This window comes from Coleofasciculus sp. C1-SOL-03, assembly GCF_040220555.1.
Classification (GTDB): domain Bacteria; phylum Cyanobacteriota; class Cyanobacteriia; order Cyanobacteriales; family Coleofasciculaceae; genus Coleofasciculus.
Genome location: NZ_JAVJUO010000021.1, coordinates 1 through 17,642, shown reverse-complemented (window position 1 = coordinate 17,642; position 17,642 = coordinate 1). Strand labels below are relative to the sequence as shown.

At 46.1% G+C, this 17,642-nt stretch carries 12 protein-coding genes and 1 pseudogene; 3 read left to right on the top strand and 10 right to left on the bottom strand.

Annotated elements, in window-relative coordinates:
• Nucleotides 1-290 precede the first annotated feature (290 nt).
• The 9 genes from mutL to RIE73_RS02490 all read right to left on the bottom strand — a co-directional run bounded on the left by mutL (nucleotide 291) and on the right by RIE73_RS02490 (nucleotide 12,596).
• Nucleotides 291-2,024 (bottom strand): DNA mismatch repair endonuclease MutL, encoded by a 1,734-nt coding sequence (gene mutL, locus RIE73_RS02530; RefSeq protein ID WP_446399711.1) that lies wholly within the window; start codon nucleotides 2,022-2,024, stop codon nucleotides 291-293.
• Between the two features lie 409 nt (nucleotides 2,025-2,433).
• The gene (locus tag RIE73_RS02525; protein ID WP_446399681.1) at nucleotides 2,434-4,095 is read right to left on the bottom strand and encodes a PAS domain-containing sensor histidine kinase; all 1,662 of its coding nucleotides are present in this window, start codon (nucleotides 4,093-4,095) and stop codon (nucleotides 2,434-2,436) included.
• Between the two features lie 7 nt (nucleotides 4,096-4,102).
• The gene (locus RIE73_RS02520; RefSeq protein ID WP_446399680.1) at nucleotides 4,103-4,609 is read right to left on the bottom strand and encodes a Rab family GTPase; all 507 of its coding nucleotides are present in this window, start codon (nucleotides 4,607-4,609) and stop codon (nucleotides 4,103-4,105) included.
• Between the two features lie 89 nt (nucleotides 4,610-4,698).
• Nucleotides 4,699-7,374, bottom strand: coding sequence for an OmpA family protein (locus tag RIE73_RS02515; RefSeq protein WP_446399679.1), 2,676 nt, complete (start codon nucleotides 7,372-7,374; stop codon nucleotides 4,699-4,701).
• Between the two features lie 202 nt (nucleotides 7,375-7,576).
• Nucleotides 7,577-8,188 carry a hypothetical protein gene (locus RIE73_RS02510; protein ID WP_446399678.1) on the bottom strand — a complete coding sequence of 204 codons (612 nt, stop codon included), beginning with the start codon at nucleotides 8,186-8,188 and terminating at the stop codon, nucleotides 7,577-7,579.
• A gap of 366 nt (nucleotides 8,189-8,554) precedes the next feature.
• Nucleotides 8,555-9,373 (bottom strand): DUF928 domain-containing protein, encoded by an 819-nt coding sequence (locus tag RIE73_RS02505; protein WP_446399677.1) that lies wholly within the window; start codon nucleotides 9,371-9,373, stop codon nucleotides 8,555-8,557.
• 17 nt (nucleotides 9,374-9,390) lie between these two features.
• Nucleotides 9,391-10,215, bottom strand: a complete 825-nt coding sequence (locus tag RIE73_RS02500) for a DUF928 domain-containing protein (RefSeq protein WP_446399676.1) — start codon at nucleotides 10,213-10,215, stop codon at nucleotides 9,391-9,393.
• 237 nt (nucleotides 10,216-10,452) lie between these two features.
• Nucleotides 10,453-11,292, bottom strand: coding sequence for a DUF928 domain-containing protein (locus RIE73_RS02495; RefSeq protein ID WP_446399675.1), 840 nt, complete (start codon nucleotides 11,290-11,292; stop codon nucleotides 10,453-10,455).
• A gap of 506 nt (nucleotides 11,293-11,798) precedes the next feature.
• Complete coding sequence (locus tag RIE73_RS02490) at nucleotides 11,799-12,596, bottom strand: DUF928 domain-containing protein (RefSeq protein ID WP_446399674.1); 798 nt, start codon at nucleotides 12,594-12,596, stop codon at nucleotides 11,799-11,801.
• Between the two features lie 196 nt (nucleotides 12,597-12,792).
• On the opposite strand from RIE73_RS02490, the gene RIE73_RS02485 reads away from it, so the two are divergent.
• The 3 genes from RIE73_RS02485 (at nucleotide 12,793) to RIE73_RS02475 (ending at nucleotide 17,155) form a co-directional block, all read left to right on the top strand.
• The gene (locus RIE73_RS02485) at nucleotides 12,793-14,472 is read left to right on the top strand and encodes a transglutaminase domain-containing protein (protein WP_446399673.1); all 1,680 of its coding nucleotides are present in this window, start codon (nucleotides 12,793-12,795) and stop codon (nucleotides 14,470-14,472) included.
• A 262-nt stretch (nucleotides 14,473-14,734) separates the two neighbouring features.
• Nucleotides 14,735-15,508, top strand: a complete 774-nt coding sequence (gene hisA / locus RIE73_RS02480; protein ID WP_446399672.1) for a 1-(5-phosphoribosyl)-5-[(5-phosphoribosylamino)methylideneamino]imidazole-4-carboxamide isomerase — start codon at nucleotides 14,735-14,737, stop codon at nucleotides 15,506-15,508.
• A 285-nt stretch (nucleotides 15,509-15,793) separates the two neighbouring features.
• On the top strand, nucleotides 15,794-17,155 hold the full coding sequence (locus RIE73_RS02475) for a protein kinase domain-containing protein (protein ID WP_446399671.1): 1,362 nt from the start codon (nucleotides 15,794-15,796) through the stop codon (nucleotides 17,153-17,155).
• A gap of 123 nt (nucleotides 17,156-17,278) precedes the next feature.
• On the opposite strand, the pseudogene RIE73_RS02470 reads toward RIE73_RS02475, so the two are convergent.
• A pseudogene (locus RIE73_RS02470) lies at nucleotides 17,279-17,642 on the bottom strand (ATP-binding protein); the annotation flags it as partial.

The window sequence follows — 17,642 nt, the reverse complement described above, 5'->3', positions numbered from 1 at the left end:
TTCCCCGGATTTGTTATGACATTACGGTTCCCGTGATCACGGTTATGGAATTGCGCTATGGCTTATATGATGTCCAGACCCATCACCCTTAATAAAAAAGCCCGAAACCCTTGCGATTACAGCATTGCTATTATGGGCAATTCACCGGACTTGATATTACAACTCAACCCTCAACGCGCCCATAAAATTGAACCCGTTTTAACGGGTTTTAGCTTTTAGCCCTAACTTTAGTTAAGGGCTTAAGTTAACTCTAGCGATACGATTATGGCGCTAAAGCGCAACTACAAACATTAAATTCCATGGCTTTTGCCAATCACCCAATGACGACGAAAGAAACGAGCCAGCGCTGATTCTTCTAGGGGTAAGTAAATTGGACGCCCATGGGGACAGGTGCGGGGATGGCGGGTCATTTTCCATTGATTTAATAATGTCTGCATCTGCTCTAACGTTAAGGGTGTGCCATTGCGAATTGCACTGCGACAAGCTGTGGCAACTTGTGCGTTTTGTAAGTCTCCACCTAAACTGAGTTCTAATAGGGCATCAGCACAGTCGTCTCGCTGATGGAGTAGGGCGGGTGCGTTACGAACTGCCCACATTTGATCGCCAAAGGGTTCTATTTCTAAGCCAATCCGTTGCAGTTGTTCGAGTTGAACGGGGGTTAAATGGTTGAGAATTACGGGCGGTTCTAGGGGAACAAGTTGCCAGCGATCGCACAGTTGTTCGTACAAGACTCGTTCATGGGCGATATGCTGCTCAATTAACCACATTCCTGTATCATGTTCTGCCAGAATATACATTTTATGTACCTGAGCAACGGCTTTTAATTCAATTAAGCCAATGTCGGAAGGATTACGTTCCGGTTTTGGCGATTCATCCAGGTGATAAACTCCCTTTTTTGCTGAGGCTGTCAGTAATTTGCCGACGCGATGGGATTGAGAGGCGGTGTCGAAATTTTCCGCCCCAATCCGCAGGGCTTGTTCAATGGCTTGGCTAATCTGTTCTTGCCAATAGGAAAGGGAATGCAGATAAATTTCGGCTTTGGCGGGATGACGATTCCAATCAATTTGGCTGGGGCAAATTTGTAGGTGAAGAAAACAAATCGGATAGCGATCGCGCGGTAAGGTTTTCGCCATAGCGGTGAGAATCGTCTGTTCCAATTCTGGCGATCGCACTAACCGTCCATTCGTTGCTACTTTAACCCAATCTGGGCGGCGACGGTGACAGCGATCAGGCAATCCTAACACTAAATGTAGAGACGCACCATGGCGCGTCTTTGGGGTTGAGTTGTAAGTAAACTCCTTTGTCTCCTGCGTACCTTTGTTCCCCTGATCTGGTGTGGGAACATCTAGGGTTAATTGCTGCAAATCATGCACGCGCACTTGTTTGAGGAGTTGCGGGATGATTTGTTGAGCCGTTTTACCCGGACTAATTGTAAACCAGGAGCGATCGCTTTGTTGAACTTGCCAGGTCACCGATGGATGGCAAAGGGCTATATTCTGTATCGTGGCTTGGATTATGCGTTGTTGTTGGCTTCTCGACGGTAATCCCTGACGACGCAGACGCCACTTGCCAAATAGATTCGAGACAGTCACCACCGTACCTGGCGCGATCGCAACCGCTTCTGTGTCTTCTGCTTCTCCCTGGGTATTATACGTACAGCGCCATCCCTCAAAACCTGTCAGTCGGCTGCATATCTCTAATTCGGCTAACGCTGCAATACTATGCAGGGCTTCACCGCGAAATCCCAAGCTGGTAATCTTGTATAAATCATCGCGACTTTGAATTTTGCTGGTACTGTGGGGTGATGCAGCTTGTTGTAAATCTGTCAAGTCCATACCCGTACCATTATCTGCCACGCGCACACGCCACAAATCAAACCATACAGCCACAGCGATGCGTGTCGCCCCAGCATCTAAAGCATTTTCCACTAATTCTCGTACTACGGCGGCTAAGGAATCAATCACCTCGCCAGCCGCAATTAAGTTAACAACCTCCGTCGGTAGGGTTTGAATCGAACCAGTCATAGTTTGCAGTAGGGGCGGGGTTAGCACTGTTGCGTTTCGCTGTTGATGATAACGTTTTCTCAAAACACTGATTTCACAGATTTATAGAAACGGTAGTGGTGGGCTGTCACAGGTTAGTCACACTGATTTCACGGATTTACGGTAGCGGTGGAAACACTGATTTCACAGATTTATTGAAACGGTAATGGTGGGCTGTCACAGGTTAGTCACACTGATTTCACGGATTTACGGTAGCGGTGGGGCTGTGATACCAAATCCGGGTTAGCCATCCCCTTTATAATCTAGTCCGCGCAGGCGGACTTTGTTTGTGTAGCTGCGACTTCTAGTCGCCAAGGCAAAAAGGGGGTTTCTGATTTCTTGTCTGTGTTAATCTGTGTCATTTAATCGTGAGACTTCTGGAGAGTGTCATTCAATCTGTGTAATCTGTGTTTCGGAGAAGCTCTAATTTAAATTTTTCTCCCCCTGCTCCCCCTGCTTCCCCTGCTCCCCCTGCTCCCCCTGCTCCCTCTGCTCCCCCTGCTTCCCCTGCTTCCCCTGCTCCCCTTGCTCCCTCTGCTCCCCCTGCTTCCCCTGCTCCTAGGGGTAACGTGACTTTAAACGTTGTACCCACACCCACTTCACTGTGAACCGCCAATTTCCCCCCATGTAAATCAACCGATTTTTTGACAATGGATAAACCTAATCCTGTTCCCTGAATATTGCCCACATTTTTAGCCCGATGAAAGGACTCAAAAAGCCGCTTTTGGTCTTCTGGAGGAATACCAATTCCTTGATCTTGAATTTCAAAAAGAACCTGCTGTTCTCGACAGTGACAGTTAAACTGCACGGTAGAACCTGGCGGTGAATACTTTACCGCATTTGTCAGCAAATTGGTTAAAATATGCCGCAGGAGTTTTTCATCCATGCAAGCCTTGCTCACCCTACCCGAATCGACAAATCTGATTTCATGCTGCTTGCCGATACCTAATTCAATGTCTTCAACTAAATCGCTGCATAACTGGTTTAAATTTAAGGGGTGAGGATTAAACTCCAATTTGCCCGATTCCGCTTTGTTGACAATCAACACATCATCTAACAGGGTTGTCATGCGGTTCACTGAGTCTTTAATTCGATTAAAGTGTTTGAGCTTTTTCTCCTCCGCCCAATTATTACTATACTGTTCCAGTAATTCTGTCGAGGAAAAAACCGCCGTTAAGGGAATCCGGAATTCATGACTCGTCATGGAAATAAAGCGAGATTTTAGTTCCGTAAGTTCTTTTTCTCGCTCTAGTGCCTGAAGCATTTCCGCTTCCAAAAGTTTACGCTGGGTCACATCTCGACCGACATAGACGAAATTGAGTGAACCTTCTAGATCAGTTATCAGAGCCGAACAAGAAAACGCTACAGCCACGGTTTCACCCTGTTTAGTCAGGCAATTTAATTCGATGTCCTGAAATGTCGAACTATCCGGTGATAAACGACTTAAGTTATTTAAAAAGTCTTGATTTTTAATAATTTTGGTAATCGGTTGCCCCACTAATTCGTCTATCTTGTATCCAAATAGAGTTTGTGCGGCACGGTTTGCCGTTTTGATGTCTCCTGAAGCTGTAGTGACTAATAGGGCATCAGCCATTGAACTGATAATTTTATCAATATAATTTTTAGAATGAGTTAGCGCACTTAATAACAGATTAGTTTCATTTGATTTTTGAATTAATTTTTGCTGTAACCTCATCCGTTCGGTGACATCTTTAAATAAAAGAATTAAATGACTTGCATTATCATCTTGATGGTGACAAATATGCAAATCAAAATAAAAAGGAGAATCAGTCACTTTAGCTGTGTGATGCTGATCAGCTCGAACAATCCCTGCTAACTGAAAACTCATCTGCCGTCCTGTTAAAATGTCCATCATTATCCCTTCCATACCAACTAATTCCGGAAAGGCTAAGCGGACATCTTCGCCAAATTTTAAATCTTGAGGAGATTCCGCAAAATTAGGAACACCGTCAGACAACTCTTGAACGAGTAACTCGTGATCAAGGGTGAGATACTCGTAGTCGGGTGCTAATAGTTTTAAGTGGGACGGCATACAAATTCTAAGCCTTTAATATCTGAGCAGCAAGTTGTCCAAAAATCTCATCGACATAAGCACCTGTTTTCGCTGAGGTTTGATAAAGTCCTGCTTCGGGATTTAATTCTTTATCCTGAACGATTTGAACCAGTTGGTTCAGTTTTTCCGGTTCGACTAAATCCGATTTATTTAAGGCAATGGCAATTTTGCCTTTGGGATTAACCGATAGAAACAGGTTAACGTGTTCATCTAATCGCTCAACGGTTTCCAGGCGGCTGACATCAGCCACGACGATGACACCACTTGCCCCCTGTAAGTAACTGGGAGCGATGGATTTAAATTTAGTATGTCCTTCCAAGTCCCAGATGAGCAACTGTAAATTTACGGATTCTAGGGTTTTCCGGGAGATCTTCACACCGACGGTGGACAGATACTGATCGCTAAACTGGCGTTCGACGAAACGGCGAATCAGGCTGGTTTTGCCTACGCCAAAGTCACCGACGAGACAAATTTTCTTGGATATTTTAGCCATTGGTTATTGGTCATTTGTCATTGGTCATTGGTCATTGGTCGTTGGTTTAGAGTAATCCTTCCCAACGCGCTTGCGAGTCGGGTATGCTGTTAACGGGCGATCGCCTCAAATTCGACGAATCGGCTGTACTTATGGGGTTCATCCGCATACACGCCTGTGGGGGGTTTGGTAGTCCCGGACACTTCTAAGCGTCTGGCGTCAATCCCTTGACGCACAAGGGCTTCCGCGACGGTTTTTGCCCGTTCCAGGGCTAATTCCTGATTTTCTAGGGGTGTACCACTGGGATCGCTATGACCAATGACTCGCAGTGATTGGTTGGGGTAATCGTTGAGGAATGCAGTCAAGGCATCCATTTTGGCTTGTTCTGAGGCTTTTAAGTCGGCGGAATTGAGATCGAAGTAGATGCGAGAGGCTAAGGCTAGAGGTTGCAGTTGCACGGTGTTGGTTACAGAGTCTACTCCCGGAATTTCTTCTAACGCCTCGGTAATTTTCTGGGCATCTTTAACCTGAATTACGCTACCTTCTACGGTAACTTCACCATCCTGAAAATTTGTCCAAATTGCCAAACGTTCGGTTTGATTGAGAATAGCGGTGACACGCTCAACCTCGGCGGCGACTTCGACGGGATCGGGGGGAACCTTGATGGCAATGATATCATTGTCTATCTCATTATTGGGTACAGTGGTTTGGGCAATTTGTCCGGCTTTTTCGACCAGATATTGATTCGGTAATTTGCCGGATAGAGTAATCGTATCGCCTTGTGCCTCCACATTTAACCGATAAACAGCCAGTTCGGGATCAGATGCCAAAGCCACAGCGGTTTCTTCCTCAAACTGATGATTGACACCACTGCGATGCAGATGAATACCCCAAGGAATAAAAATCAGACCCAATACAGCCGCACAAAGGCTTAACAAAGCGACAGGAACTTTACGCGGCGAGGTTTCGGATTTGGGATTAACGATGGTTAATGATTCCAGAAGGGAGGGGATTTGTTCCGGTACATTATCTGGATCACCATCAAATGATTCGATCGCCTTCCCATGGCGAAGAACGATGGTACTTAAAGCCTCGCGCATTTTGTCGATAAATGACTTCGGCGGATCGCCTTGTGTCACCACAGCCAGATAACAGTATCCAGCGACTTCTAGGAGAATGTCACAATGTCCGTATTCGATGCGATCCAGTTCGGAGATTTCACCGGATTGCATAATACAATCATTGACAAAACTGCGAATAGCAGTCAGCATCCCCGCCACCATATCTGATTCCAAGTGTTGTTTGCCAAAGGGTTGAACTTCCGCAATCACTAATCCTGAGGCTTTGTGAATCAGAAAAATTGCCTGAATGCTAAACGGCATCGACTCTTTAAATATGAGTTCTGCCTCAGAGATTCCCTGACTTTTCGCCCGAATTTTGCGAGCAATTCCTTCCGGACTTAGGGAGTTTTCCAATTTCTGATCAATCGTCCGCATCGCTTCGGACAAGTATTTATAGAACGTCCCCCCCATAACTGGATAAAGGGCGTCTACCATGGCATCTCGTTCAATATCAATTTGTTCTTTAATCGCCGCGCTCATTTCTGGGGCAATGGCTCGGGCAAATTCACCGGGATTGCTGAGGATTTGATAGTTAACGGCAGAGGGAATAATCGGCGCTAAGGCGGAACAGATGCCCTCTTTATCTTCTTTGGTTTTCGCCTCGATCATCTCATCCACAATGGGCGCGATCGCACTTGCCATTTCTTCTCTCGCTTCAGCAATTTTTATGCTTAAAATTTGAGTAATTAATGGCAGCATTAATTTAATTAAATTACTCGGATCATAAATTTGACTTTCTAAAGAAGAAAATTTTTCTTTGAGCAGTTCAATCCCTTCTTGGGAATCGAGGATATCGGGGGTTAGGAGTAATTTTTGCAATCGTTCAAATTCATCCTCAATATTTGCATCATAAGCGGCGAGGGATTCCTGGCTCTGGTTTTCAGGTATATGTTGAAGCTGAGAGGAGGATTCGGCTGACTGTTCAAATTCCTCAGTTTTTGGCTGATCCGATTCGCTTAACTGGGATGAGGATAGTCCATTTCCTGCTGACTCTAATGGTGATTGATTCAACTCTCCTAGTGCTGTTAAAAGTTGATCAGAAATTAAATTATCGCTGGAGTCGGTAGATTGTTCAGACACGTTTTCAGGTGGGGTTGGGTTGATCTGAGATTGATTCAATGAGTTCAAGTTTTCAGAGGAGGACAGTTCAGGAATTGAAGGGTCAAGTAATGATTCACTTTCCCCATTTGATAAATCTTTTAATGTTGTTTGAGTCTCCTTTGTAGCAAAATTATCTGTGGGGTTTTGCTGTGATTCCTCTAGATTAGTCTGACTTTTCACCGGATCTGAAACATCTCTCTCCCAACCTTGCTCCTGCTCTTGAGAAGGCGTTGAATTCTGGGGGGTTGATTTATCCTCCAGACTACTCGAATCGGCTATAATTTCATCTTCCGCTGCTTCCTCTGCTTCCCCTACTTCCTCTACTTCCGCTGCTTCCTCTGCTTCCCCTACTTCCTTTGCTTCCGCTGCTGCTTCATCTTTTTCTACTCCCTGTTGTTTTAACAGATCGGTATGGGATTCACCCTGAGTTTCCCCGTTCTCCTTGGCGGAAGACATTCCTGTTGTGGCGGCTTCAGTCGAGTTAGGATCTTGTAAATCCATTAATAAATCCAGCAAGTCCTCTAGCTGGGATATGGCAGATCCCTTTTTTCCTGGTAAAGCCATAATTTGATCCTGCCTTGTTCTATATTGGCACCGAGTTTTGTAAATGCCAAATTGAGTCAAAGTTGGCATTTGACCCAATTCTAATCCTATTCATCTAGGACATCCACTACATTGCTAGCTTTGAGCCAACATTTTGCTGAACGTTGGGATTAATAACCAGCCACTTGAGTGAATGACAACCATTCATTTATCATCCCTTATCTTACTGCGAAAGGGGACCTGCTTCTAAAAGCCGAACATCAACATCTACATCATTACCCGCTGCTTCTTTCAGCTCAGGCGCAAACTCCGTTCCTTTAATTCTTAATCCCAATTCAAACAAAATATCTGCCATATCATCTTTAGCCACTTTGCCTTCATTGATCAGGGAAAAGCGCCGTTCGAGTTCTTCAAAAATATACGATCTCAGGCTTCTAATATCCTCTTGGAGTTTTTCCCGAGTTTCTGAGAGTTCGTTATGCAAATTATTGGTTTGTTTTTCTAAGCTATTATCCAGGGATTCCAGATTTCCAGAAAACTTTTTGTTGACCATATCGATGGTTTGCCGAATCTCCGAATTGTCGTTTTGAACCGTCATATTCAACGACTTCAGTTTTTTCTCCAGGGAATCTACGGCGGCTCGTAGCTCTGTCGCATAGACAGTCTTGGTTTGCTCGATGCGATCGCGCATTTCTTGCTGGATCAATGCCAGGTTCGATTCAATTTTGTCAATTCGGCTATCGTACTCTCGGAGTTGAGCGCCGAAGATGATATCTCGGATCTGGTCAATATTGCCTAGGCGCTCGCGCATTTGTTCTTTGCTGATTTCTGCCATACTTTTCCCTCTCACTGGGTTAAACGTCTGGTTGGCTCAACTTGATAGGTTGGTGGTAAATATCCTCCGATCAGGGGGTGACACTACTATAACACTGCTGTTGGCGCTAAAAGATAAGTCAGAATCCTTCACGGTAGAGTCTTTCCTACTGAGTCAGTTGTTGGATTGGCGCACTGTCTTATCTATTTTATTGCTGTCCGTATTTTTATCGAGTTTAACCATAGTTTTCTGAGATTACCAAGTTCCCTAGAAAAAGTTGACAAATTAGGCTTTATATGAATTGTAGGGACACGACATGTCGTGTCCCTACAGTTAACCGATTCGGGGAATTCCCCCCTCTCTTAGAGGTTGGAGTGCTTCACAGGATTAGGGTTGTGACGATGATAAGGGTACATCAACAGGCGTATTCTGAGAGGCGAGTGACTCACCCACCAGATTGCTAAGTCCCGCCGCATTTAACAACTTGACCCACTGATTCGCCACCTCTGAATCACTCGGATAATTGCGGCGCAGTTCCACCAGCTGTGCTAGAGTATCCTGCCAAAGTTCTGCCTCAGCATAGAGTTCCACTTTTTTTGTCGGGGATGCCTGCGCTAACTGAGTTTCTAGGGTAGGATCAATCGCAACCCGTCTCACCCATCCTTCAACCACCTGATCATTGGATCGTTCATTCTCAGGCGGACAGAGAATCGAGAACATCCAACGATAATCTTCACCCACCTCCAAGGGGGATAAGCTAACGTCCTGGGGTAGATCCAATGTGATGATTCCTGACTTGCCATTGGTCAGGAATTTGCTTTGATAAACGAGATTTCCCTCGCTATCTTCCAGGACAAACTCCACAGGTAAAGATGTACCAGGATTGGCTGAAGCTGGTAGGTAGACAAAAAAGCTGGGATAAGCCGCAACCGTTGTACCAAAGCGATCGCTCGGCATTAATGCGGTTAACGGTTTATCGGCAATGGGGCAATTAACTCCAGGACTGCGGGTTGCTCCTCCTTCGACACGATTCGCCGAGCCAATACCCCTTGGGGGTTCATATTTGTTGGTTGTCCAGGTTTGGGGGATTCCCTGAGCCTGGACTATTTGGGGGCTGTGGATCAGGGCAAACCCTGCGGCAAATAGCGCCAGTTTTAGCCCCACAGCCAAAGAAAATCGATAAAAAGGACGTCGCTTATGTACCATGACAGTGACAAGGGTGATTAATTCGGATTGGTTCTGACACCCTGAGCTACTGGTTCTTCAGAAATTACGTCTAATTCGACTGAACGGAGAAGTTTGCTCCATGCGGCTTTCAACGTGGGATCATTAGGGCGCTGACGACGCAGTTCCACTAACGTGTTCAGCGTGTCATACCACAGTCGTTCATTGGCGTAGATAGACACTCGCTGTTCCGGCGTTGCTTGTTGGAGGCGGCGTGTCAGATTGGGATCGGGTTCCACTCGCTCGAATTTGCCCTCTACGTATACATAACTGGATGGGCTATTGTAGTCGCATATCAGCCCTAACTCCCAACTGTATTCCTGACCAACCTCTGGTGGCAGAGTACTACTTTCTAATTGAGGCAGCGTTAAGCTCATAATACCGGGAGCGCCGACCACAAATTGTTGCTCATCTCCCTGAGAATCTTGTCCGGTGTAATGGGCAAAGGCGTACTTCGTCGCATAAACTTCCTCACCCTGGGCATCTTTTACGACCAACTGTACTCCCCAAGCTGTGTTTTTCGGTAGATACCACGAGAGAGTAGGATACTCCGCTACGGTTTTGCCGACAGACATAGGAACCAATGCGATCGGAGGTCGATCTTCCTTAATACAAGGTCCTCGCGTACCTCCCCCTTGTCTGTTAATCGCAATCGGGTTGTCGGACTCTCCAGTTGGCGGCGTGAATTCCCATTCGGTTGGGATATCACGGTTGAGGGATGAACCCCCTAACTGGGCTTGTACGCCAGCGGGTACATTAGCCACCAGTCCTAGGGTTAGCGCTAAAGCGACGGTAAAACGGGATGAATGGGTAAACCAAGCCATAATAATTTAGAACTCCTTCTTAATCAGAGTCTTTCAAAGTTTTTGGAAAAATCTGTCTGAGCAGATACTTAACCTTCCTACAAAAGGGATGATAATTGCAGAATTTTCAGGTTTCTCGTCGAATAATTTGCCTGAATGGTTCTATTCTAGCTTGAGATAGGGAGGGAACTGAAACCGGGGATTGGACTCTTGTCTGAATCTTTATGTTAGTTTTTCCCTATCTTGATAGTGGTGGTTTTATTCAACAGAACTAGCTCCTGAGTTAGACAACGATTCAGTTAAAGCAGCACTCCGGTTTGGACTTAATTGCTCAGAAACACTTTGTAAGCCAACTGAGCGCAATAACTTGTTCCAGGCAGTTTGCACGTTGCGATCATTGGGAAAATCCCGATGGAGTTCTACCAATGTCTCTAACGTGTCATACCAGAGCAATTCCTTGGCATAGAGCGCCACTCGTTCTTGAGGCGTTGCCTGTTGAATCCGCATTTTTAGCGTTAGACTCGGTTCCACCCGCTTAATCCCGCCCCCCACGACAATATCGGCTGAACGTTCCAGGGGATCGCAAACCAATACTAATTGCCAATAATAAAGCTGATTCGTTTTCAGGGGAGTAAGATGGGCAGAGGTAGGAATCGCTAGACTCATAATTCTGGGCATCTGTGTTTCCCCTGTTGCCAACTGATCTAAGGAATAGTTGACCCGGTAAACTTCTTCTTCATTAGCATCTTTGAGTACAAACTCGACTGCCGATGCTGTTGTTGGCGGCATATACCAGAATAATTTGGGATATTTTTCTAAGGTTTTGCCGATCAACGATTCTGGAACTAAGGCAATGGGTGATTGATTCTGCGGGATACACTCCTCTGGACCTCGCGTTCCCCCAGCTTCTCGATTCACGGGAATCGGCTTTTGCGTTGAACTGTCTGGAGTTCTGAATTCCCACTGAGTCGGTAGTTCAGCACCCAGAGAGGTAGCCCTAACCTGGGTTGGCACTTGAGCGACTAGCTTGGTGGTTAGTCCTAGGGTCAAAGCTATGGTTAAGAATGTTAGGTGTGATAAGCGGGTGAAGCAAGCCATAATTCAGATATATGCTCGTAGAACCGAGTCTTTAGTATATAGATGTTAGAGCAGAAGCCAAGGTTCCAGACCCAGGTTGGTTGTCATCAGACGTAATCGCCTTTTTTGCTCAGACAAGCATCTACCGTAAGGGAAATGTTGCTGAAAAGAGTTTGTCGTAAACAAGGATACAAGGGATGCTAGCCCATTTTGGCTCTGACTACGAACCCTGGTTATGTCAGTACCATTGACTTAAGTTGTTAATATTTTAACTTTAGACATGGGAAATCCCGGAACTTTGTTTCCACTCTTATCTAAATCTTCATCACTGTTACAGCCGATTCCTGATTTCTCGGCTTCTATCGCCGGAAAAATTAAATCTTTTGTAAAGGTATAGCCATTCTCACTTGGCTGAAATACACAAATTCGTCGAGAACGGGGGATTGGGGATTAGGGAATTCTCCTTTGTATCCCAATACACAAGGGATAGAAAACAGGTAGAGACGTGCCAGAGCACGTCTGGAGGCTTATCCGAGTCGAATCATATCTAACCCAACAGACTTCAGCAGTTTGTTCCAAGCCGAAATCACCGCCGGATCGTTCGGGCGATCGCGCTGCAATTTCACCAACGTCTCTAATGCTTCATACCACAGTCGTTCCTTGGCGTAAAGTACCACACGCTCCTTAGGTGGTGCTTGCTGTAAGCGACGGCTTAGGGTCGGATCAATTGACACTCGCCGGATTGTGCCAGCTATATAAACATCACCGGATGAATCATTGGGGTTACAGATTATTCTTATGGTCCAGTCATAGGTCTGATCCACTTGTAGCGGCAGGGAGCTACCCGTTAATCTCGGTATGGTTAAACTGAGTATACCTGGAGTACCAACGACTAATTGGGCGTCTTCTCCCTGATAATCGTCTGGGGTGTCATGGGCAAAGGCATACTTGGTTGAATAAATTGCCTGATTATCACTATTGGTTAACCGAAACTCCATTCCCCAAGCCCTTGTCTGGGGTAGATACCAAAAGATGGTGGGATACTCCGCAATTGTCTGTCCCATACCCGAGGCGGGTACTAAGGCGATGGGATAACTGCTCAGACAACCCGCAAACGGTAAATTGCTGCTATCTGGTAGACTTGCATCACCAGGAGGCAAGGGCGCGGATTCCCATCGTTCGGGTAACTGAGAACTGATCGAGGCATTACTGAACTGCGCTTGTACCCGAACGGGTTCTTTCAGGCTCAACCCTACTGTTACAAGCAATGTTACTAAAGCGGTTATGGCAAGTTTGTGCGGGAAAAAACGGATAAGTTTCATCATACATAAAAAACTTTTTTTGTCAATACAATCCTTGGATGAAAACGGCTACCAAATAGCAAGCAATGTTCAAAGGTGCGATCGCACATTTAGAATAGTTCAGATGCCCGCCCGGAGTATCCGCCTAAATGAGTGGGGTATTAACACCACCTGAGTATAGATAGCAACGCTGAAATCTAAATCTTGATATAGACTGATCATGATTCCTAATCCTGATTCCTCTGTGTCACCTAAATTGAAATCTTTCCACACCATTCGACCGATTGGGGCGGCTGCCCTACAGGGTATTGCTTTTTGGGGAGAAAAATTGATTGCCATCGATGCCACGAGTGGTTATCTGTTGCAAATCGACCCCCAAACTGACGATACCAAAATTTTGAACTCCTCGCCGGATCTCGATTTTGCGGATGCAACAGGCTTAGCTATCGTGGGGGATACGCTGTGGCTGACGTGGAAAGAGAAGGTGTACTACTGTCAACTGCATGGCGATCTCCAGCTTCAGCATTTCCTGACATTGCCCTACACCGCCAATGGTATTGCCATCAAGGACTCGACGGTTTATATCACCTGTCAAAAAATGGGATATATCCTGATTTACAGTCGGGATACTCGACGAGAGATCACCCGCTTATACGCCCCTGGAATTGGCATGGAGAACATTACGGTGGGGGATGAGGAACTTTGGGTCTCAGATCAGGAAGAACAAACGGTCTATTGTCTTGATCGCGCCACCGGAAACATTATCTTCAGCGTCCTGACTCCCTTTGAGAATCCCACGGGTTTAACCTTCTACCGAAACCCACAAACAAATCAGGAGATTCTCTATGTCGCCTATGCTAGCGAAGAACCCTACATCCGCGATAATCCCAACGCCCGACCCAACCACGAACTCCAATATCGCGATCGCACGTTTATTCATCCCCTCTCCTTTCACTACAATGCCGAAGAACGCTATGCTCTCTCCAATGGCTATTTAATTGAAATGTCTTATGTGGAGGAACTGTCCCCCCTAGACGACGTAGCCCTCCAAGACGTAGAATGGCGCATCGCCTTACCCTCAGAAACCGCACGCCAAAAAATCCGCGCCATTGAAGCCGTTGGTATGCCCTTCACCGAAGAAATCCAAGGCAATCAGCGGGTGGCGGTGTTTAAATTTGATCACCTCGCCCCCGGAGAACGGCATTTATTTGGCTGGAAGGCGCTTCTAGAAGTTTGGAGTATCAAATATCGGATTACACCCAGAGATTTAGAAGATACGCCAGAATTGCCACTGGAATACAAATCCCGCTACTTGGTGGATGATGACGAGTTAGCCATGGATACCGAAATCATCCGCCGCGCCGCCCTAGATGCTGCGGGTCGAGAAACGAATTTATTGCGACAAATGTATAGTATTCGCAATTATGTCTATGACCAACTCGCTTATGGAATCAAACCCCATATCGATACCCCAGATGTGGTGTTAGCGCGAGGAATTGGTTCCTGTGGGGAGTATCTCGGTGTCTTGTTAGCCCTATCCCGTCTCAGTGGAATTGCCTGTCGTACCGTTGGTCGTTACAAATGTCCCGCCCATCCCGATCAACGAGACATTCCCTTACAACCTGATTTTAATCATGTTTGGATGGAATTTTACTTACCAGGATTTGGTTGGGTTCCCATGGAATCTAATCCCGATGACACCCGCGAAGGTGGACCTTACCCCACTCGATTTTTTATGGGATTGGCTTGGTATCATGTAGAAATTGGTAAAGGAATTACGTTTGAAACCCTGACCAGTAAAGGTGTTCCAGTTAACAAGGAAGAGGTTTCTATTGGGGATCTGGCGATTAATCATGTCCGGTTCAAAATTCTCGAAGAATTACCACCTCCGGGGGAATAGTTTTTTCGAATGTAGGGGCGGGTTTCACATAGCACTTCTCGATTGGGTGTAATACACCTTGGTAGAGACAGGATGTGGGGTGTGGGGTGTGGGGTGTAGTGCTTTCAAATGAAAACCGCTATATTATCATTTTGAGTTCACCTTGATGTAACTAAACCCGTCCCGACTGAACCTTCGATGCACTCAAGGACATGGTTTTGATGCCCTGTTTTTTACGAATGACAAATGACAAATGACGAATGACGAATGACAAAGGACGAATATGAACGTTATTCCAGCTATTGATTTACTCGAAGGTCGCTGTGTACGGTTATACCAAGGCGACTATGGGCGATCGCAAGTTTATAGTGAAAACCCGGTGGAGGTGGCGAAACAATGGGTTGACCAAGGGGCGAGTCGGTTACATCTAGTGGATTTAGATGGGGCAAAGGTGGGTCATCCGGTTAATACTAAAACCATAGAAGCCATTGTCCAAGCGGTATCGGTTCCCGTAGAAGTTGGAGGCGGATTGCGTGACAAGGAAGGGGTTAGTCAACTGCTTTCTCTTGGGGTTCAGTATGCGATTCTGGGAACAGCGGCGGTTGAAGATCATCCCTTAGTCGAACACCTGTGTTCTGAGTTTCCCGATCGCATTATTGTTGGTATCGATGCGCGAAATGGACAAGTCGCCACACGGGGATGGCTAGAAACCTCAGAAATTACCGCGACTCAATTGGCACAGCAAATGGCGAATTTGGGTGTATCGGCAATTATTTATACAGACATTCACCGGGATGGTACACTCACAGGACCCAATCGCGACGCCTTGCGAGAAGTAGCCAGCCATGTCTCGATTCCGGTTATTGCTTCTGGGGGTGTCAGTTCGATTACAGACTTATTGAGTTTACTGGCGTTGGAACCCCTAGGCGTGACAGGTGCGATCGTGGGTCGCGCCCTGTATACGGGCGATGTTTCCCTCACAGAAGCCATTCAAGCGGTGGGACAAGGGCGTCTTCAGGATATTCCCCCCGACTTGGGATCGTCTTCACTGGCGTGACATCCTCCGACGATGAATCAAAGATTACATCGTCAGGTTCCCAACCTCACGATTGGGCATTGCTCCCCTACGCCAGTTATCTAGATACATATAAGTACACACGCCATTTAGGGTAAGGGCACGATAATATCGTGCCCCTACAGGTAGCTCTCAAACTCCTCATTAGTTACAGGAAACAGGGAAATCAGGATCAAGGTGGCGGTTGCCAGGACAAATAGGAAACAATAGATCAGGAGAAACCATTTTTTCCTAACTGAACCCTGACTCCTCAATAAATGATCCCAGATGTCTGCCAAAGTTATCCTCACAGTCATCACAGGAAGTCTCAAAGGTGAGAACTTTGAATTTTGCGATCGCACGACTTGTATTCTAGGTCGCGCCAAAGATTGCCATCCCCGACTCCCTAATGATCGGTATCATAAGACTATCTCGCGCTATCACTGTTTGCTGGATATCAATCCTCCCGATATCCGTATCCGTGACTTCGGTAGTCTCCACGGCACCTACGTTAATGGTAAAATTATCGGCAAACGCCATCGATATCAAACTCCAACCGAAGGGGCTAGGATACAGTTTCCAGAGTACGACTTAAAGAATGGCGACGAAATCAAGCTTCGCCATACTGTATTGCGCGTCAAGATTGAAGGGGTAAACCACAGTGATGTGAACTCCTCTGAATCACAAACAATTGGTGTTGATCCCAGTGAGAAACCTATCTTACCCCGTCAAAGTGGGTTAAAAAGCGCTTCAACGACTCTAGGATGTGACTCTTATCTACCTAAGATTCGCGGCTATACAACATTGAAACGATTAGGTCAAGGGGGATTAGGAACCGTCTATTTAGCCCATCATGATCGAACCGGGGAATTAGTCGCCCTCAAAATCATGCGATCGCACAACAGGCGTCCGAGTGATGCAATCCGGCAATTCCTGATGGAGATTGACAAAACCAAAGCCTTACAACACCCTAATATCGTTCGACTCCGGGAATTTGGTTACGACCAGGATTCCTTTTTTTTTACCATGGATTATTGTAATGGTGGCAGTGTTCTGGACTTAATGCAGCAACGCGGCGGCAAATTATCGGTCAATGAAGCCATGTCGATTACGCTGCAAGTCTTGGATGGGTTAGACTATGCCCACACTATCCAAGTACCCGATATTACCCTAGCCCAGAGTGGTAACATTCAAGCCCAAGGATTAGTACACCGTGATCTGAAACCGGGGAATATCTTTCTTGCCAATCTAGGATTAGGGCGTCTTGCCAAAGTTGCTGATTATGGATTAGCCAAGGCGTTTGATTTGGCAGGATTGAGTGGGTTGTCTCGCAGTGGTCAATATGCGGGAAGTCCGGCTTTTATGCCTCGACAACAGGTTATTGATTTTAAATATAGTAAACCCGATGTTGATGTTTGGGCAACAGCAGCTTGTTTGTACTATATGTTAACGGGCAGATTACCCCGTGATTTTGGTAACCAAGACCCATTCTGGGTTGTATTGCAAAACAAACCTGTACCGATTCGCCAACGAGATGCTGGAATTCCCAAGGGACTAGCGGAGGTAATTGACTTAGCGCTTACCGATAATCCTCAGATCTATTTTAAGAGTGCAGCCGCTTTTAAACGGGCGTTGGAAAGTGAATTATGACTGATGTAGAGACTGGGAAACATTACAGCGCTTTTCAAGTAAGTGAGGTACACATACAGATCCCCGACTTCTCCAAGAAGTCGGGGATCTTGCTCGGAAACCGTCGGATGAACCAACAGGATTTTAAACCCAGCCCCTGATTTCAGAATCCGTTAAAATTTTCCCTAACTTAAGAGATTCGCTTTTCGTCGCTTGTAAAAGATGTTTCATCATCACAGGTTCACCCGCATCAGCCGCTATAAACGCCGCATTTAAGGCAATATTGCGGATATTTCCTCCCGCCATATTCAGCTTACCTAACTTTTGCATATCTAAGTTCTTTGTCGGCGTCTCTTTTGGGAAAATACGCTGCCAAATCTCGGCTCTATCGGCAGCATTTGGAAAGGGAAACTTCACCGAAAAATTAATTCGACGCATAAACGCTTGATCTAAAGCATCGAGCAGATTTGTCGTCAAAATCGCTAATCCCTGATAGGCTTCCATCCGT